At 72.2% G+C, this 17,983-nt stretch carries 20 protein-coding genes; 9 read left to right on the top strand and 11 right to left on the bottom strand.

Annotation, left to right across the window (positions count from 1 at the left end; translation table 11 throughout):
• The first annotated feature begins 14 nt into the window (after window positions 1–14).
• From B2W79_RS14310 to B2W79_RS14295, 4 genes are all read left to right on the top strand, one after another.
• A complete protein-coding gene (locus B2W79_RS14310; RefSeq protein WP_256209355.1) occupies window positions 15–905 on the top strand; it encodes a GrpB family protein in 891 nt (296 codons plus the stop codon).
• Window positions 906–958: 53 nt separating this feature from the next.
• Complete coding sequence (locus tag B2W79_RS14305; protein ID WP_060921761.1) at window positions 959–1,363, top strand: ArsR/SmtB family transcription factor; 405 nt, start codon at window positions 959–961, stop codon at window positions 1,361–1,363.
• A gap of 1 nt (window position 1,364) precedes the next feature.
• Window positions 1,365–2,342 carry an SRPBCC family protein gene (locus B2W79_RS14300; protein WP_292790448.1) on the top strand — a complete coding sequence of 326 codons (978 nt, stop codon included), beginning with the start codon at window positions 1,365–1,367 and terminating at the stop codon, window positions 2,340–2,342.
• Between the two features lie 95 nt (window positions 2,343–2,437).
• Window positions 2,438–3,790, top strand: a complete 1,353-nt coding sequence (locus tag B2W79_RS14295; protein ID WP_292790445.1) for a flavin monoamine oxidase family protein — start codon at window positions 2,438–2,440, stop codon at window positions 3,788–3,790.
• Here the strand turns inward: B2W79_RS14295 and B2W79_RS14290 are convergent.
• From B2W79_RS14290 to B2W79_RS14265, 6 genes are all read right to left on the bottom strand, one after another.
• Window positions 3,781–4,479 carry a Pr6Pr family membrane protein gene (locus B2W79_RS14290; RefSeq protein WP_292790442.1) on the bottom strand — a complete coding sequence of 233 codons (699 nt, stop codon included), beginning with the start codon at window positions 4,477–4,479 and terminating at the stop codon, window positions 3,781–3,783. The genes B2W79_RS14295 and B2W79_RS14290 overlap by 10 nt on opposite strands.
• A 139-nt stretch (window positions 4,480–4,618) precedes the next feature.
• Window positions 4,619–5,005 (bottom strand): DoxX family protein, encoded by a 387-nt coding sequence (locus B2W79_RS14285; RefSeq protein WP_292790439.1) that lies wholly within the window; start codon window positions 5,003–5,005, stop codon window positions 4,619–4,621.
• Between the two features lie 28 nt (window positions 5,006–5,033).
• Window positions 5,034–5,792, bottom strand: coding sequence for a ribonuclease H family protein (locus B2W79_RS14280; protein ID WP_071327870.1), 759 nt, complete (start codon window positions 5,790–5,792; stop codon window positions 5,034–5,036).
• A gap of 103 nt (window positions 5,793–5,895) precedes the next feature.
• Entirely contained in the window at window positions 5,896–6,117 is a 222-nt protein-coding gene (locus tag B2W79_RS14275; protein WP_060923029.1) for a hypothetical protein, read from the bottom strand.
• Window positions 6,118–6,220: 103 nt separating this feature from the next.
• Complete coding sequence (locus tag B2W79_RS14270) at window positions 6,221–6,532, bottom strand: protealysin inhibitor emfourin (protein WP_071327868.1); 312 nt, start codon at window positions 6,530–6,532, stop codon at window positions 6,221–6,223.
• Window positions 6,507–7,577, bottom strand: a complete 1,071-nt coding sequence (locus B2W79_RS14265; protein ID WP_071327867.1) for a M4 family metallopeptidase — start codon at window positions 7,575–7,577, stop codon at window positions 6,507–6,509. Before B2W79_RS14265 ends, B2W79_RS14270 begins: the two co-directional genes overlap by 26 nt.
• A gap of 68 nt (window positions 7,578–7,645) precedes the next feature.
• On the opposite strand from B2W79_RS14265, the gene B2W79_RS14260 reads away from it, so the two are divergent.
• A complete protein-coding gene (locus B2W79_RS14260) occupies window positions 7,646–9,163 on the top strand; it encodes an SDR family oxidoreductase (protein ID WP_071327866.1) in 1,518 nt (505 codons plus the stop codon).
• 70 nt (window positions 9,164–9,233) lie between these two features.
• Here the strand turns inward: B2W79_RS14260 and B2W79_RS14255 are convergent, their stop codons facing one another.
• Together B2W79_RS14255 and B2W79_RS14250 are read right to left on the bottom strand one after the other, a co-directional pair.
• Entirely contained in the window at window positions 9,234–10,325 is a 1,092-nt protein-coding gene (locus tag B2W79_RS14255) for a sensor histidine kinase (protein ID WP_292790432.1), read from the bottom strand.
• Window positions 10,318–10,989: a response regulator transcription factor gene (locus tag B2W79_RS14250; protein WP_292790429.1), complete on the bottom strand. Its 672-nt coding sequence runs from the start codon at window positions 10,987–10,989 to the stop codon at window positions 10,318–10,320. The genes B2W79_RS14255 and B2W79_RS14250 overlap by 8 nt, the downstream gene beginning before the upstream one ends.
• Before the next feature lie 87 nt (window positions 10,990–11,076).
• Here B2W79_RS14250 and B2W79_RS14245 point away from each other — a divergent pair, with 87 nt between their 5' ends.
• Genes B2W79_RS14245 through B2W79_RS14230 form a run of 4 tightly spaced genes read left to right on the top strand, consistent with a single transcriptional unit; the run spans window position 11,077 to window position 14,245 of the window.
• Complete coding sequence (locus B2W79_RS14245; RefSeq protein WP_292790426.1) at window positions 11,077–11,748, top strand: M15 family metallopeptidase; 672 nt, start codon at window positions 11,077–11,079, stop codon at window positions 11,746–11,748.
• Entirely contained in the window at window positions 11,745–12,866 is a 1,122-nt protein-coding gene (alr, locus tag B2W79_RS14240; protein ID WP_292790423.1) for an alanine racemase, read from the top strand. The genes B2W79_RS14245 and alr overlap by 4 nt, the downstream gene beginning before the upstream one ends.
• The gene (locus tag B2W79_RS14235) at window positions 12,863–13,813 is read left to right on the top strand and encodes a D-alanine--D-alanine ligase family protein (RefSeq protein ID WP_292790420.1); all 951 of its coding nucleotides are present in this window, start codon (window positions 12,863–12,865) and stop codon (window positions 13,811–13,813) included. Before alr ends, B2W79_RS14235 begins: the two co-directional genes overlap by 4 nt.
• A 42-nt stretch (window positions 13,814–13,855) precedes the next feature.
• Window positions 13,856–14,245: a VOC family protein gene (locus B2W79_RS14230; RefSeq protein ID WP_025104040.1), complete on the top strand. Its 390-nt coding sequence runs from the start codon at window positions 13,856–13,858 to the stop codon at window positions 14,243–14,245.
• 15 nt (window positions 14,246–14,260) lie between these two features.
• Here the strand turns inward: B2W79_RS14230 and B2W79_RS14225 are convergent, their stop codons facing one another.
• The 3 genes from B2W79_RS14225 to B2W79_RS14215 are packed head-to-tail and all read right to left on the bottom strand — an operon-like array spanning window position 14,261 to window position 17,931.
• Entirely contained in the window at window positions 14,261–16,846 is a 2,586-nt protein-coding gene (locus B2W79_RS14225; protein ID WP_292790416.1) for a DEAD/DEAH box helicase, read from the bottom strand.
• A gap of 24 nt (window positions 16,847–16,870) precedes the next feature.
• Window positions 16,871–17,371 carry a hypothetical protein gene (locus B2W79_RS14220; protein WP_071327860.1) on the bottom strand — a complete coding sequence of 167 codons (501 nt, stop codon included), beginning with the start codon at window positions 17,369–17,371 and terminating at the stop codon, window positions 16,871–16,873.
• Window positions 17,368–17,931 (bottom strand): hypothetical protein, encoded by a 564-nt coding sequence (locus B2W79_RS14215; RefSeq protein ID WP_292790411.1) that lies wholly within the window; start codon window positions 17,929–17,931, stop codon window positions 17,368–17,370. Before B2W79_RS14215 ends, B2W79_RS14220 begins: the two co-directional genes overlap by 4 nt.
• Between the last annotated feature and the right edge of the window lie 52 nt (window positions 17,932–17,983).

Genomic DNA, 17,983 nt, shown 5'->3' with positions numbered 1-17,983 from the left:
CTCCGAGGGTCGACGTGTTCTCGCCCCTCGCTCTGGTCGTCGTCGGGGAGGGTCATGGCGCGGTCGTGCGCCGCCTGCGTGCGGCGCGGCCCGATGCGGTCGTGACGGGACTCGGGCCCGTCGATGCGGCTGCACTGGCGCACGCCTCCGCAACGGCTCATCTCGTGCTCGGCGTCGGCGATGTGTCTGGCCCCGCCTGGTGCGACGGGCTTCTCGCGGACGGCGACGAGGAAGGCCTGTCCCGCTTCCTCGCCCGAGCGGCGGAGGTCGAGGAGCGCCGGAGGGCTCGGCGACTCCCTCCAGACACGCCGCCGATCCTCGAGTCGTGGTCGCCGCGCTGGGCGGCGGATGCCGCTCGCCTCGGCGCCCGCGTCGCCTCGGCGTTCGACGGCGTCCCGGTGCGGGTCGATCACATCGGCTCGACGGCCGTGCCAGGGCTGCGCGCCAAACCGATCATCGACCTCCAGGTGGGGGTGCGCGACCTCGCGGACGCGGATGCCGCGGAGCAGCGCCTCGGGGACGCCGGCTTCGTGAACGTGCAGCGCATCGTGCCGGACGCGCCGGGCGTCTCCCGCGACAACGCGCGGTGCGGCGGCAACCAGGACGAGTGGGCGAAACGCCTGTTCGCGAGCGTGGACGCCAGGGCGCGGGCGATCGTGCATGTGCGGCGCGTCGAGGCGTCGAACGCGCGGTACGCCCTCCTGTTCCGGGACTGGCTGCGGGCGGACCCGGAGGCGCGCGACGAGTACGCGGCGCTCAAGACCGCGCTGGCCTCCGCGCACCGGGACGACCGCGACTTCGACGACTACGCGCGGGCGAAGGACCACTGGTTCGACCGGGCGCAGGGGGAGATGGAGGCCTGGGCGCGGGCGACCGGGTGGGTGCCGGGCAGGGCTGGGGCGTGAGTGCCGCGAAGCACTCTTGACACGCCCGCGACGCGGGTCTAACGTACAACCAAATGGTTGCACAAACGGAGTTGAGCGAAGCGGAGGTCGACCGTGTGTTCCACGCACTGGCGACGTCGACCCGGCGGGACATCCTGCGCCGGACGATCGAGCGGGAGCAGTCCGTCTCGACACTCGCCTCCGAGTACGAAATGTCGTTCGCCGCGGTCCAGAAGCACGTGGCCGTGCTGGAGGCGGCGAACCTCATCGTCAAGCGCGCCGAGGGACGCGAGCGGCTCGTCCGCGCGAACCCCGAGATGATCGCCCGCGCCAGGGCGCTCCTCGCCCGATACGAAGAGCTGTGGCGTTCGCGTATCGCCCGGCTCGACGATCTCCTGGCCGAGCCGTCCCCGCCCGCGGGGAAGCCGGCCTCCACCGACCCCACCAGCAGTCAACGCAACGAATCGCAAGGAGACTGACATGCCTGTCACGGACATCATCACGGATGCCGAGAACCTCACCATGACCGTCGTCGCCGACCTCGCCGCGCCCGTCGAGCGCGTCTGGGCCGCCTACACCGACCCGCAGCAGCTCGAGCGGTTCTGGGGTCCTCCCGGCTGGCCGGCCACCTTCACCCAGTGGGACCACACCGTCGGCGGCCGAGCCGTGTACACGATGAACGGCCCTCGCGGGGAGAAGGCCTCCGGCACCTGGGAGTTCCTGGAGATCGACGCGCCGCGCAGCTTCACGGTGCTCGACTCGTTCGCCGACGAGGACGGCACGCCGGACGCGAACCTCCCCTCCATGCGCATGACCTTCACGTTCGAGCCGACGGCCGAGGGCACGCGCATGGTCAACACGAGCCACTTCGCGTCCGCCGAGGCGCTCGAGCAGGTCGTCGCGATGGGCGCCGTGGAGGGCACCCGGATGGCCATGGCCCAGCTCGACGCCGTGCTGCAGGACCTCCGCGACTACGCGCAGGGCAAGGGCACGCGGGTGGAGCTGCTGGACGACACGCACGTGCGCATCACCCGGCTCGTCGAGGGTCCGCGCGAGCTGGTGTGGCGCGCCCACTTCGAGCCCGACCTCATCCGGCAGTGGATGCTCGGCCCGGACGGGTGGGAGATGACCGAGTGCGTGTCGGCGACCGAGGTCGGCCAGTCGTACCGGAACTCCTGGGCGCCCGTGGGCGACACGGAGGGTGAGCCGTTCGGATTCGAGGGGGAGGCGCTGCTGATCGACGCCCCGAAGCGCGCCGTCACCACCGAGCGGATGCAGGGCATGCCGACCGAGACGCTCAACGACCTCAACCTCTACGAGGAGGACGGCGCGACCCTCGTCACGGTGCTCATCGAGTACCCCGACAAGGAGACGCGCGACATGATCCTCGCCACCGGCATGGCCGACGGCATGGAGGCCTCGTTCGCGCGACTGGAGCGGGAGCTGCTGTCCGTCTGACACCCAGGCACTCGCGCCGGAACAGGCGGTTCTCGTGGAGAGCCGCCTGTTCCGGCGCTTCTGCCTGTGCGAAAGCGGGATAAAGTGGCGGCACGATGAGGATCACGCGCCGTACCCTGCTCCTCGGCGCCGGAGCCGGTGCCGTCTCGGTGCTTCTCGCCTCCTGCACCCCGGAGCCGGAACCGACGCCGACCCCCACCCGCACGCGCGAACCGGAGCCGCCGCCCGGCGTCCCCGCCCCGAGCGGGAGCGTCCGCAGCACCTGGACCACCGACCCCTTCGCCCGGGGCGCCGCGAGCTTCACTCCTGTCGGGGTGCTCGCCGCGACCCGCGCGGCGCTCGCGCAGTCCGTCGACGACCGGCTCTTCTTCGCGGGCGAGGCGACCGACGACGAGGCGCCGGGTACCGTCCGGGGAGCCCTGCGCTCGGGCCGCCGTGCCGCGCGGGAGCTCATCGTCGCCGCCGAGGACGGCGAGCGGGTGGCCGTGATCGGCGCCGGGATCGCCGGGGCGACCGCCGCCGCGCAGCTCGCGGAGGACGGCCTGCAGGTGACGGTGTTCGAAGCGCGCGACCGCGTCGGCGGTCGGATCCTCTCCCGCGCGGAAGACGACTGGCCGGTTCCGGTGCAGCTCGGCGCGTGGCTGTTCGGCGAGGCCGACGCGGAGCTGCTCGAGACGATCGACGAAGGGGACATGGACCTCGTCGACCTCGACGGCGCGCGGTGGCGCTCGGCCGAGGGTGACGTCGACCCCGTGGATCCGCAGCCCGTGGAAGCCGCGGTGACCACGGCGCAGTCCGCCCCGCAGGACTCTTCCGTGGCGGACGCCCTGGTGGCGGCCGGCATCGACCCGGAGGACCCCGCGACCGCCGCGCTCCTCGCGCTCCTCGCGGCACGGACGGGTGCGGACGCCGCCGACCTGTCGAGCTGGTTCGCCCCGCCGCTTCCCGATGCAGCGCTGCAGGGAGTCGGCGACGACCTGACCCCGTTCATCGAGAGTGCCCTGGACGGGGTGAAGGTCGGGCTCAGCTCGCCGGTCACGCGCCTCGCGTGGGACGACACCGGGGTGAGTGTGCGCCTCGGCACCGGGGAAGCCCTCTCCTTCGACCGGGTGCTGCTGACGGTGCCGCTCGGGGTGCTGCAGGAGCAGGCCATCGAGTTCGATCCGCCGCTGCCGTTCGACAACCGCGGCGCCGTCTCCGCGCTCGGCATGGGTGCCGTCGAGACGGTGTGGCTGCGATGGGACGAGCCCTTCTGGGACGGTGACGAGGCGATCTGGCACGCGGTCGGCGACGACATCGCGATCCCCACGTGGATCAACCTCCGCCCCTCGACCGGCGAGAACGTGCTCGTCGGGATCGTGGGCGGTGCGGCGGCGCGGGACTTCGCGGAGCTCGGGGACGCGGAGGCCGTCGAGGCGGCGCTCGCGTCGCTGGCGCTCTACGCCTGAACCGTCTCGCGTGCGGCCTCGGCCGGGGCACGCTCCTCGGGCGGAGGCTCGGTGGGTGCGCGATCCCACGGGTCCGGCAGGCGGCTGATGAGCACGAGCGCGGTCGCCACGGTGGCGAAGGTGGCCAGCGCGATCGCGCAGGAGACGGTGAACTCGACGGGACCGCTCACCTGCCGCGGGTCGAGGAAGTAGTACGGGTACCAGCCGATCAGCGGTCCGCGGATGAGCGTCGCGACGCCCCACAGCACCGGGTAGGCCAGCGTCACCGGGATCACCCGCCACGGCACCGCCCGATGTCCCGGGGCCAGGGCCCAGGCGGCGACCGTCACTGCGGGCAGCCAGAAGTGCAGCACCTGATCCGACCACGGCACGTCGATGCGGATCCCCCGGACTCCGGCCTGCCAGACGAGGATCGCGAACACGAGCCCCGCCGTGATGGTCCAGGTGAGCACGAGGGCGAGCGCCACCGTGAGCCACCGCGGGTCGCGGGCCCGACGCAGTGCGAGGACTCCGGCGACGGTGAGGAGGACGACGAAGGCGATGTTCGACTGGTTCGTCAGGTACGCGAAGAAGTTCTGGCTCGCGATGGTGTTCGACGCGAGTCCCCACGCGAGGCGGTGGATCAGCGCGATGAGGCAGACGGCGGCGGCGGTGAGCCGGAGCAGGCCGAAGACGGTGCGCCTGCTCACCGTCGCCTCGTCCTTTCCGCCATCCGCCGAGTCTACGGAGCCGACCCGGGGTGACGCCGCATCAGGCCGTCGCGCGGGTTCAGGCGCGGGTGGGCGTGGGGGCCTGTTCTCGCGCGAGGGCCTGCTGCGGCGGAGGGGGTCAGCGGCGCGGGGCGCGCGTCGACCACAGGGCCAGCGCGATGAGCCCCGGCTGGAAGAACAGTCGCACGAAGCGCTTCATGTCGGTGTCGAGGCCGAAGCCGTCGCGATGATGCATCCACTGCGCCACGTTGCCGGGGAAGACCGCCGCGAAGAAGAGCGCGGCGACGGTGCCGACCGTGCGACGGCGGCGACGGGTGAAGAGGAGCGCGGATCCGAGCGCGACCTCCGCGACGCCGGACGCGAGCACCGTGGTGTCCGGATCGAGCGGCAGCGATTCCGGAACCTGCGCCTGGAACTCCTCGCGGGCGACCGTGAGGTGGGAGACGCCGGCGAACACGAGCGCGGCGCCGAGGAAGATCCAGCCGATGGTGCGGGGAGTCGACATGGTGCGAGTGTACGCCTCGCGGTCTCCGTCAGATCAGGCGGCGGAGCGCTTCTTCCAAGGCGATTCCCTGTGCCTCGGCGCGGTCGCGGAGACGGGCGTGCTCGTCGGGGGACAGCGGCACCTGCAGCACGATGGGGTCGTCCTGCGCGAGGTCGAGTCCGTCGAGGAGATCGGAGGTCTCGGCCCACAGCGGCGCGGCGAACTCCGCCTCCGCGACGGGGTTCGGGGTGCGGGACGAGGCTGCCGTCGCGGAGGATGCCGGGGCTTCCGCGGCGGCAGCGGCGACAGGGGCGGAGGCGGCGACGGCGGCTCCGGCATCGGTCGCGCGGGTGAACCCGGGGCCTCGACGCGGCTCCTGCTTCTGCTGATAGGCCTTGGCGGCGGCGTTCGCGCGCTCGTCGGCGGCTTCGTTCAGCGGGTGCCCGGCGTGGCCCTTGACCCAGGAGAACTCGACGTCGCGACCGCGCAGGGCCTCGTCGATCCCTTCGAGGAGGTCGCGGTTCAGCACGGGCCCGCCGTCGGACTTCCGCCATCCGCGGCGCTTCCAGCCCGGCATCCACTTCGTCACGGAGTCGATCACGTAGCGGCTGTCGCACTCGATCAACAGCTTCTCGTCGGTGCCGGCCGTCGCCCGGAGCAGTTCGAGGACGGCGCGGAGCTCGCCCTGGTTGTTCGTGCCGTGCGGGGAGCCGCCGGCCGCCCAGTTCGCGTCGTCGATGTACCAGGCCCAGCCGTTCGGGCCGGGGTTGCCCAGGGCGGAGCCGTCTGCGGCGGCGGTGATGGTCATCCGTCCACCGTATCGCTGGCCGCGGACGCCCTTTCGCGCCGCGGTCGCACGGATTCCCGCGGAACCTGCGACGGGAGTGCGAAACAGCGATGCCGTGCGGGCGTCAGTCCTCGGGGTCGGCGTTCTCGGTGCTCGCGGCCTCGGGAGCGGGCGGGGCGACGGGGAACACGATGGAACTCACCGAGGACGGGGTGTCGAGGCCGAGGGTCAGCGGGTCGACCGTCGGCGCGGCGTCGAGCGTGTCTGCGGCCGAAGTCTCGAGAGGCTCAGAGGGGAGTCCCCACTGCTTCTCTTCTTCCTCCGGTCGCTGCTGGAAGAGTCCCATGTCTCCATTGTCACCCCAGGGCGGCGCGAGGTCGCGGTTTCCCACCGAGGTCGCAGGGATCGGGCGGCATCCTGCGACGGGGGTGCGACTCTGCGACCGCGGCTCACTCCGCGCGCGCGGCCTCCCGCACGGCGTCGACGAGGGTGCGCCACGGACCGTCCACGGCGGAGTCGGGCAGCTCCCGCTCCCGGCGCTCGGACGGGGTGCGGGCGCGGATGCTCCACACGAACCGGTCGGCCCCGGGCTCCGTGTCGACGTCGTCGTCCCAGGGGCAGCTGTCGATGAGGCCGATCCATTCCTCGGCGTCCGGCGGCTCGGCCTCCACACGCCACTGGCGACGGATGCCGGCGAGACCTCCCGAGCGCACGACGGCGATGACGACGGGGGCGTCAGGCGGCGTCGGGTCCTCGGTCATCCTCATAGACTCCCACGGTCGTCCACGCGCGTCGAGCGGCGGCGACGGTCTCCTGATCGACCGTGGCTGCCGCGGCGACTGTGGCGTCGGCGAAGGCGGTGAAGGTCGCGGTGCTCGACAGCCCGCCGGTGAGTGCCCGGTACCAGACCATGCCGGCGCGCTCCCAGGCGTTGCCGCCGAGGTCGAGGGCGAAGAGGGCGAAGGCGCGGTTCGGGATGCCGGAGTTGATGTGCACGCCTCCGTTGTCCTCGGTGGTGCGCACGAATCCGCTCATGTGGTCGGGCTGCGGGTCTTTCCCGAGTTCATCGTCGTCGTAGGCCGTGCCCGGCGCGATCATGGAGCGCAGGGCCGACCCCTCCACCGCATCCGTGAAGATCTCCGCCCCGATGAGCCAGCTCGCCTTGTCGGCGGACTGCCCCAGGGCGTACTGCTCGGTGAGGGCGCCGAACACGTCGGCCACGGACTCGTTCAGTGCGCCCGGCTGGCCCTGATACTCCAGGTTCGCCGTGTGCTGCACGACGCCGTGGGCGAGCTCATGCCCGATCACGGTGAGCGAGCCGGTGAAGTGCTGGAACACCTCGCCGTCGCCGTCGCCGAACACCATGCGCTCGCCGTCCCAGAAGGCGTTGTCGTAGTCGACGCCGTAGTGGACGGTCGCGTCGAGAGGAGCGCCGGCGTCGTCGAGCGAGTTGCGGCCGAACGCGGACAGCAGCATCTCGAACGTCGCGCCCAGGCCGTCGAACGCCTCGTTGACCGCGGTGTCGGCGACGGGCTCGTCGTCTTCCGTGCGGACCACGGCCCCCGGGAGCTGCTGCGTGTTGCCGGCGTCGCTGATCGTGCGGTTCGGCGCATCCGAGAGCTGCGCGACGAGGTCGCCGTTCTCGTCGATCGAGAGGTCGATGCGGGCGCGGAACGGCGGGCGGCCCGCGGTGAGCGTCTGCCGGGCGGCGGCGGCGGCCTTCGGGAACCGACCCGACTCCGCCAGGCGCGCGAGCAGGTAGGAGGGGACGACGCCGGGATGCGGGAAGGATTCTGCGCTGCTCATGCGTCGACCCTACGCCGGGGATCGGACACGGCAGGAGACCCCCAGGACGGTCGCGTAAAATCGGCCTAATGACCGACGCGCCCGACGCCACCCCCGACCTGGGCCCCGGCATCGACCCCGACGACCTCGCCACGACGCTGCGCGTCCTCGCCGAGCTGCACACGATCGACAACGAGCACCCCGACTTCGTGGCCGTGCGTCACGCGACCGCGGCCATGTTCAAGGCGGTCAAGCGCGTGCGGCGCAAGGAGATCCGGGATGCGATCGCCGAGGCGGACAAGGCCGTCGTCGCCCGCACCGCCACCGGTGCCCCCGACCGCATCGACGACGAGACCCGCGGCAACGACCTCGCCACGAGCGTGGTGGACGCGCCCATCGCCGGCGAGCTCCTGAAGCCCCGCAACTGCTACATCTGCAAGCAGCCGTACACGCTCGTCGACGCCTTCTACCACCAGCTCTGCCCGGACTGCGCCCGCTTCAGTCACGGCAAGCGCACCGCCCGCACCGACCTCACCGGCAAGCGCGCCCTGCTCACGGGCGGCCGCGCGAAGATCGGCATGCACATCGCGCTGCGCCTCCTCCGTGATGGTGCGCACACCACGATCACCACCCGGTTCCCGCGGGACGCCGTGCGCCGGTTCTCGGCCCTGCCGGATGCGGGCGACTGGCTGCACCGGCTGCGCGTGGTCGGCATCGACCTCCGCGACCCCGCCCAGGTGATCGGGCTCGCCGACTCGGTCGCCGCGCAGGGCCCGCTCGACATCCTCATCAACAACGCCGCGCAGACGGTCCGCCGCTCGCCCGGGGCGTACTCGCTGCTCGCCGACGCGGAGCTCCAGCCGCTGCCGGACGGTCCGCTGCCGGAGATGGAGACCTTCGGGCACACCGTCGACCCGCACCCGCAGGCGCTGCAGGCGTCGGTCGACGCGCACCCGCTGCTCTCGGTCGCGGCGCTCGGCGGCACGGTCGCGGAGCAAGGCGGACAGGCGCTCACGGCCGAAGACCTCGCCCGGCTCGCGATGGCCCCCGGCTCCTCCTCGCTCGAGAAGCACGCGGACGGCACGGCGATCGATGCGGGCGGCCTCGTGCCGGACGTGAACCGCGTCAACAGCTGGGTGCAGTCCGTGGATCAGGTCGATCCGCTGGAGATGCTCGAGGTGCAGCTCGCCAACACCACCGCGCCGTTCCTGCTCATCAGCAGGCTGCGGGCGTCGATGGCCGCGTCGTCGTCGCGCCGGAAGTACGTCGTGAACGTCTCCGCCATGGAGGGGCAGTTCTCCCGCCGTTACAAGGGCCCGGGCCACCCGCACACGAACATGGCGAAGGCCGCGCTGAACATGCTGACCCGCACGAGCGCGGGAGAGATGCTGGAGAAGGACGGCATCCTCATGACCGCGGTCGATACCGGCTGGATCACCGACGAGCGCCCGCACTACACGAAGGTGCGACTGGCGGAGGAGGGCTTCCACGCCCCGCTCGACCTGGTCGACGGCGCCGCCCGGGTGTACGACCCCATCGTGCGCGGCGAGGCCGGCGAGGACATCCACGGCGTCTTCCTCAAGGACTACGAGCCCAGCCCCTGGTGACGCCCGTTCGAATCGCCTGAATGGTTCCATCCGGAGCCGGAAAGGGGCCAATCGGGCGATTCGAAAGCGGTCAGCCGGGGTAGGGGTGCGGGAACCAGACCGTCACGATGAGACCTCCGCCGGTGCGGGGCGTCAGCACGAGGGTGCCGCCGTGGGTCTGGGTGATGCGCTGGACGATCGCGAGGCCGAGGCCCACCCCGGCGTGCTCCGCCCCGCGCGTGCGCTCGGTGCCGCGCTGGAAGGGCTCGACGAGCGTCGCGACCTGGGAGGCGTGCAGTTCCGCCCCGGTGTTCTCCACGACGAGGGCCACCGCGTGCGGCAGGGAATGCGTGCGCACCGCGACGGATCCGCCGCCGTCCGCGCGGTTGTGGACGATCGCGTTGGCGACGAGGTTCATGACGAGCTGCGGCAGCAGGGCGGAGGAGCCGAGCACGGTCGCCGGCACGCCGGACACCTCCACCTCGACCCCGCGGCGGTCGGCGAGCGGGAGGAGGGCCTCGACGGATTCCTCGGCCAGGAGCGACAGATCCACGAGCGTCCGCGGGAAGGTACGCTGATCCGCTCTGCTCAGCAGCAGCAGCGCCTCGGTGAGGTCGATCGCGCGTGTGTTCACCTCGCGGAGCCGGTCGATCAGGGCGTCGACGTCGCGGTCGGGATCGGTGCGGGCCACGTCGAGGAGCGTCTGCGAGATGGCCAAGGGTGTCCGCAGTTCGTGCGAGGCGTTCGCGGCGAAGCGCTGCTGCTCGGCGACGTGTGCCTCCAGCTGCTCCAGCATCGTGTCGAAGACGTCGGCGAGGTCGCGGAACTCGTCGCTCGGGCCCTCCATGCGGATCCGGTGCGACAGGGAGCCCTGCGCCGCGAGCCGTGCGGCGTCGCCGATGCGGTCGAGAGGCGCCAGCATCCGTCCGGCGAGCAGCCAGCCGCCGCCGAGACCGATCGCGAGCAGGGCGACCATCACCAGCACGGCGACCGGCACGAACGCCCGGATCAGATCCGAGCGGTTGGGGACGAAGAACTCGACGACGGGGATCTGCACATCCGGCACGTACCTGAGGAGGTAGAGCGCCACGGCCCCGAGCAGCAGGAGCCCGGAGACGACGACGATGCCCGCGTAGCTCAGCGTCAGCTTGAAGCGGACGCTCAGCCCCCGCCGCCTAGGCATCCGCGTCGGCCCCGATCCGGTAGCCGACGCCGGGCACCGTGAGGATCAGCCACGGCTCGCCGAGGCGCTTGCGCAGCGAGGAGACGGTGATGCGGACGGCGTTCGTGAACGGGTCGGCGTTCTCGTCCCACGCCCGCTCCAGCAGCTCCTCGGCGCTGACCACCCCGCCCCCGGCATCGACGAGCACCTCCAGCACGGCGAACTGCTTGCGGGTGAGGGCGACGTAGCGGCCGTCGCGGTAGACCTCGCGGCGGAACGGGTCGAGGCGCAGCCCCGCGATCTCCAGCACCGGCGGCCGCGCGCGCTGTCGGCGGCGGTCGAGGGCACGCAGCCGCAGCACCAGCTCCCGCAGCTCGAAGGGCTTGGTGAGGTAGTCGTCGGCACCGAGCTCGAACCCGGAGGCCTTGTCGTCGAGGCGGTCGGCGGCCGTGAGCATGAGGATGGGGATGCCGCTGCCCGAGGCGACGATCCACCGCGCGATGTCGTCACCGGACGGACCGGGCACGTCGCGGTCGAGGATCGCGATGTCGTACGCGTTGATGCTCAGGAGCTCGAGCGCGGTGTCGCCGTCGCCGGCGATGTCGGCTGCGATCGCCTCCAGTCGCAGTCCGTCGCGGACCGCCTCGGCGAGGTAGGGCTCGTCCTCGACGATCAGCACACGCATGGCAGCGATCCTACGCAGTGCGGCATATCGCCGGTGTATGGAAAAGGCCATACGCCGTGGCAACCGCGGCCTCTCTTCACTGGAAGCATGAACGACCTCCACACCCCCCGAGCCGTCCGCGCCCGGCGCCGTCGGCGGATCGCCGCCACGGTGTCCGTGCTGGCGCTCGCCGTGGTCGCCGCCCTCGCCGTGCAGCAGTCGCTGTCGGCCGCGTTCGCCGAGACCGCCCCGATCGTCGCGCCCGCCACCACGGGTTCCGATCCCGAGCCGCACGCGCCGACCGGGTCGGTGCTCGCCCCGAGCGAGGCCGACGGCGTGATCCGCGACGGCGACCAGCCCACGGTGTTCGACGTCGACAGGGTCGCCGTCGGCAACCTCGACCCCGCCCTGCTCGACGCCCTCCAGCGCGCCGCCTCCGATGCGGAGGCCGACGGGGTGACGTTCCTCGTGAACAGCGGATGGCGTTCGGCGGCGCTGCAGGAGCAGCTGCTGCGCGACGCGATCGACGACTACGGCTCGGAGGAGGAGGCGCGCCGCTGGGTGGCGACCGCCGAGACCTCGGCGCACGTCTCCGGTGACGCGGTCGACCTCGGTCCGCTCCCGACCCTCGACTGGCTCACGCAGCGCGGATGGCGCTACGGCCTCTGCCAGACCTACGGCAACGAATCCTGGCACTACGAGCTGCGACCGGAGGCCGTCGAGGACGGCTGTCCCGCACCGTACGCCGACCCCACCGAAGACCCGAGGATGCAGCGATGACGGCTCTGCTCGCGGAGGGGATGACCCTGTCCCGCCTCCACGCACCGACACTGTCCACCCTTCCGGCCGCCGTGGCCGAGAACCTCTGTCGTGTGCGGACCGCCGCCGCGGTGCCCGTCATGGCCGTGGTGAAGGCCGACGCCTACGGTCATGGCATGGTGGCCGTGGCGACCGCCGCCGTGGCCGCGGGGGCCGAGTGGCTCGGGGTCACCGACGTCGCCGAGGGGGTCGCGCTGCGCGAGGCCGGACTGCGCGTGCCGATCCTCGCCTGGCTGCACCCCGCGGGCATCGACGCGCCGCGCGCGGCCGCCGCCGGGGTCGACGTGGCCGTGGGTTCCGTCGAGGAGCTGCGTCAGCTCGCGGCCGATGCCGCGGCTCCGGTGCGCGTGCATCTGCATCTCGACACCGGGATGGCGCGGGGAGGGTGCCCTGTGGAGGACTGGGATGCGCTGCTGCGCACGGCGCGGGCGGCCCGGAGCCGGATCGAGGTCGTCGGGGTGATGGGACACCTCCCCCGCGCCGACGCCGCGGATCCGCGGGCGAACGCGGCCGCGGTGCTGCGGATGCGCCAGGGGAGGGACGCGGTCCTGCGCGCCGGCTTCGGACCGCTGCTCGTGCACCTCGCGGCTACCTCGGGTGCCCTGACCGATCCCGCGACGCACTTCGACATGGTGCGCGTGGGGGCCGCGCTTGTAGGGATCGACCCGTCCGAGACGGTCTCTCTGGTCGGGGCTTCGCGTTTCACCGCCCCGGTCGTGCACAGCGCCGCCGTGCCGGCCGGCACCGTCGTGGGCTACGGCGGGACGCACACGACGGCAGCGGCCACGCACCTGAGCGTGGTGGGGGTCGGATACGCCGACGGCATCCCGCGGGAGATCGCGCCGGGAGCGGGCGTGGAGATCGGAGGGGAACGGCATCCGATCGTCGGCCGGGTGTCGATGGATCAGATCGTCGTCGACACCGGGGGGAGGGCGTTCCCCCGAGGAGCGGTCGCGACGGTGTTCGGGCCGGACGGCGGCGCGGTGCCGTCGGTGCAGGAGTGGGCACGGTGGGCGGGCACCATCCCGCACACCGTCGTCACGGGCATCGGCCCGCGGGTGAAGAGGAGCGTGGCATGACGATGAAGGTCCTGGTCATCGGAGGGGGACAGAATCCCGAGCACGAGGTGTCGCTCGCCTCGGCGGCCGCGGTCGCCGCGGCGCTGCGGTTGGGGGGACATGCCGTCACGACCGCGACGATCGACCGCGACGGCGTGTGGCGGGCCGACGGCATCCCGCCCGGCGTGAGTCCGGCGGCATCGTTGCAGCAGGCCCTGCCGCTGCTCGCGGCGAGCGACGTCGTGTTCCCCGCGGTGCACGGTGCGCTGGGGGAGGACGGCGCCCTCGCGGCGCTGTGTGCGCTCGCCGGGGTGCCGGTCGTCGGCTCCGCGCTGGGGGCGGGGGCGATCGGCATGGACAAGTGGGCCACGAAGCTCGTGGCCGAGGCCGTGGGGCTGCGCACCGCCCGGGGGCGGCTGGTCGCCGCGGAGGACATCGGCGACGTGGAGTTCGAGGGCGCCGTCGTGGTCAAGCCGGTGACGGCCGGCTCGAGCCACGGCGTGAGCCTGGTGACGGAGGAGGGCGACCTGCTCATGGCGCTGCGGGGGGCGGCGCGCTTCGACCGGCGGATCCTGGTCGAGGAGGTCGTGCACGCGCGGGAGATCGACGTCGCCGTGCTGCGGGAGAAGGGCGGGGTGCGGTGGGCCGCCCCGCCCCTGGAGATCCACGCCCCCGGGCTCTTCGACACCGCGACGAAGTACGACGGCACGGCCCGGTTCACGGTCCCGGCGCAGCTCGATGCGGCCGCCACGTCGGCGCTCAAGAGAGCCGCGATCGCGATGTTCGACGCCCTGGGGTGCGACGGGGTCGCCCGCATGGACTTCTTCCTCACGGACGACGGCCCCGTGCTCAACGAGGTCAACACGATGCCGGGGCTGACCGCGGCCTCCCAGGTGCCGCGGATGTTCGCGGCGACCGGGGTGGACTACGTCGACCTCGTGGGCCGGCTCGTGCGCGCGGCCGTGTGAGAAGGCCTCGACACGGCGCCCGCGGAGGCGGATGCTGGGGACATGGCAGCCTTCACAGCGGAGAACGCGTTCAGCGGTTTCAGCGTCGACGACATCGACGCGGCGAGAGAGTTCTACGGCACGACCCTCGGGCTCGATGTCGAGGTCAACGCGATGGGGTTCCTCGACCTGCGTCTGCCCCGCGGCGGGTCGGTCCTCGTCTACGCGAAGCCGAACCACACCCCGGCGAGCTTCACGATCCTGAACTTCCCGGTGGCGGACGTCGATGCCGCCGTCGAGGAGCTCAACGAGCGCGGGGTGCAGACCAAGATCTACGGCGACGACGAGTTCCCGTCGGACTCCCGCGGCATCGTCCGCGGGAACGGGCAGGGACCGGACATCGCGTGGTTCCGCGACCCGGCGGGCAACGTGCTCGCCGTCATGCAGGCCTGACGGGGCCCGCCTCGCTCACAGCCGGTCGACCGCCGTCACCGTCACGACCGCCTCGCCGGCCTCGTCCGACGCGGCGAGGTCGACCGTGGCGCTGATGCCCCAGTCGTGGTCGCCGGCAGGGTCGTCGATGATCTGCCGCGCCGTCCACGCGGTCGGCCCCTCCGTGAGCAGCAGCATGCGGGAGCTCCGGGCGTCCGGGCCGGTGCCGATGTCGTCGTGCTCCGCGAAGTACGCGTCCAGCGCGTCCGACCAGGCGGCGGCGCCGAACGACGGGTCGAGCTCGGCCAGCGCGTCCACGTCCTCGCGGGCGGCGAGCTGCACCCGCCGGAAGAGCTCGTTGCGGACGAGCGTGCGGAAGGCGCGGGTGTTGCTCGTGAGGCGCTTCGGCGCCGGCGGCACGATCGGCTCGTCGGTCTCGCCGCGGGCGGCGGTCCCGGCGGTCAGCTCGCTCCACTCGTCGAGCAGGCTGGAGTCGATCTGGCGCACGAGCTCGCCGAGCCAGGCGATGAGGTCGTGGAGGTCCTCGTCCTTCCGCTCCTCGGGGATCGTCTGGGAGGCGGCGCGGTACGCGTCCGACAGGTAGCGCAGGACGACGCCCTCGGAGCGGGCGATCTTGTAGAACGCGACGTACTCGCCGAACGACATGGCCCGCTCGTACATGTCGCGGACGACGGACTTCGGGTGCAGCGCGAAGTCGCGGATCCAGGGCTGCGCGGCGCTGAAGGTCTCGAAGGCCGCGTCGAGGAGCTCCTCCAGGGGCTTCGGGTAGGTGATCGCCTCGAGGAGCTCCATGCGCTCGTCGTACTCGATGCCCTCGCGCTTCATCGCGGCGACGGCCTCGCCCCGCGCGAGGAACTGCTGCTGGCTGAGCACGGCGCGGGGATCGTCGAGCGTCGCCTCGACGATCGAGATCATGTCGAGCGCGTACGACCCCGTCCCGACCCCCTGGTCCCCCGAGCCCGCCTGGTCTCCCGAACGCGCCTGGGTCCCTGAGCTTGTCGAAGGGTCCAGCAGGTCGAACGCCGCGAGGGCGAACGGCGACAGCGGCTGGTTGAGCGCGAAGTTGGGCTGCAGGTCGACCGTGAGCCGGACGCCCTTCGGCGCTCCGGGCACGCCCGTGTCGAACGTCTCCACGACGCCCGATTCCCGGAGCGTGCGGAAGATCGCGAGGGCGCGGAGGGCGAGCGCGCGCTGCCGGGTGCGCGGCTCGTGGTTGTCGAAGACGAGCCGGCGGACGTTCCCGAACACATCCCCGCCCCGGGCGATCACATTGAGCAGCATCGCGCTGGTGATCTGCATGTGCGAGGTCAGGGTCTCCGGCGTCGCATCGATGAGCTTCCGGAACGACGGCTCGCCCCACGACACGAAGCCGTCGGGGGCCTTCTTGCGGATGATCTTCCGCTTCTTCTTCGGGTCGTCGCCGGCCTTGCGGATCGCGGCGAGGTTCTCCGTCTCGTGCTCCGGGGCCTGGGCGACGACGGTACCAGCGGTGTCGTAGCCGGCGCGCCCGGCCCGGCCCGCGATCTGGTGGAACTCCCGAGCGTTGAGCTGCCGCATCCGCGTGCCGTCGAACTTCGTCAGCGCGGTGAGCAGCACGGTCCGGATCGGGACGTTGATGCCCACGCCCAGGGTGTCGGTGCCGCAGATGACCCGGAGGAGACCGCGCTGGGCGAGCTGCTCCACGAGTCGGCGGTACTTCGGCAGCATGCCGGCGTGGTGCACGCCGATGCCGGCCCGGAGGAAGCGCGAGAGCGTCTTGCCGAACGCCGTCGTGAAGCGGAAGCCGCCGATGAGGGCGGCGATCTCGTCGCGCTGTTCACGCGTGGCGACCTTCGTGCTCGACAGGGCCTGCGCCCGCTCCATGGCCGCCGCCTGCGAGAAGTGCACGATGTAGATCGGGGCCTGTCCCGTGTTGAGCAGGTCGTCGATGGTCTCGTGGATGGGCGTCGTCTCGTAGAAGAAGTGCAAGGGGACGGGGCGCTCGACCCCCGTGACCGAGGCGGTCTCCCGTCCGGTGCGGCGCGTCAGGTCGGCGGCGAGGGTGGTGACGTCGCCGAGGGTGGCCGACATCAGCACGAACTGCGCCTGTGGGAGCTCGAGGAGCGGCACCTGCCAGGCCCAGCCGCGGTCGGGGTCGGCGTAGAAGTGGAACTCGTCCATGACGACGAGGCCGACGTCGGCGGCATCGCCCTGGCGCAGGGCCAGGTTCGCGAGGATCTCCGCGGTGCAGCAGATGATGGGGGCATCGGCGTTCACGGCGGAGTCTCCCGTGACCATCCCCACGTTCTCGGCGCCGAACACGTCTGCCAGCGCGAAGAACTTCTCGCTGACGAGGGCCTTGATCGGCGCCGTGTAGTAGCTGCGGCGTCCGCCGACCATCGCCGCGAAGTGGGCGCCGACCGCGACGAGCGACTTCCCGGTGCCCGTCGGCGTGGACAGGATGACGTTCGCGCCGGAGACGATCTCGATGAGCGCCTCGTCCTGCGCCGGGTAGAGGCGGATGCCGGTCGACTCCGCCCACTCCACGAAGGTCAGGTACACCGCATCGGCGTCCGCCGCGTCGGGAACGAGCGAGGGTTCGAGCCGCGGCGAGGGAGTCATGGTCCTTCGATCATCCCATCTGCGTCATGTCGACGATCCCGTCACCCCGAGCGCGGTGAGCAGCTCGTACGCCGTGGAACGCGCATGCACGATCACGGTGCCGAGCTGCGACGACGAGGCCGACACCGAGAGCAGGAGCTGGCCGTACGGCGCGAGGATGAAGCTCAGCAGGGCCATCTGGTTCTCGCCGATGGACAGCGACACGATGGCCGACAGCGTCGGCTCCGTCCCTCCCGCGATGATCTCGGCTTCGGCCCGCGCGACCCCGAACAGCGAGCCGTTCATCGCTGCGAGCTGCTCGCCGCCGTCCTGGTCGACGCCGAGGGAGGCGATGTGGAGGCCGTCCGCGGTGCCGAGGACCGCGGTCGTCAGCTCCGGGAAGCGCTCCTCCAACTGCTGCAGCCGGGTCTGGGCCGAGGGGCCGACGATCCGCGACCACAGCGCCCAGTTGCCGGCGACGTCGGGGTGCATGCGGGACGGATCGGGCGTCGTGGCGGCGTCCTGCCGCCCGGCGGGTCCGGTCATGGCTTCTCCTCCGGAAGATCGAGAGCGGCACCGGCGACGCGCATCACGCTGTCGCGGTCGCGCGCGTCGGCCGCGAGCACGCGCGAGGCCGGGATGCCGTGTCGCGCGAGCACGGGGGCGAGATCGCGGCGGATGTCGCCGATCGTGCGTCCTGCCGCGTGGCTGACGGCGATCGCGACGCGATGCTCCTCACCCGCGAACACGCCGAGCCACTCCTCGGCGTCGGCGACGAGGGTGTCGCGGTCGCCGCGCAGCCAGAGCAGCACCCGGGTGCCGGGGATCGAGACGCGCTGTCGTGCCGAGGCGAACCGCTCCTGCCCCGGGATGCCGATGAGTGCGATGGAGACCTCCGGCGTCGGCCGCCACGTCCCGTAGTCGAGCCCGACGGTCGTGGTGGTCTTCCCGTCCCCGCTCGCGAGCGACATCGGCACGTCGGTGTCCACCGGCGGCACGTCGCTCAGGGCGCGGACCGCGGTCGTCTTGCCAGCGCCCACCGGACCGGCGAAGATCACCCGGTACCGCTGAGGCAGGTCGGTCCGTCGCCGACGCGGGCGCCTCATCGTCCGCTCCACGGGACCGCTCTTCCGCTGTCGCCCTCTCCCGAGGCCGCTC

This window comes from Microbacterium sp. UBA7513 (assembly GCF_002478345.1).
Lineage (GTDB): Bacteria > Actinomycetota > Actinomycetes > Actinomycetales > Microbacteriaceae > Microbacterium.
This window is presented reverse-complemented; position numbering and strand designations above follow the sequence as displayed.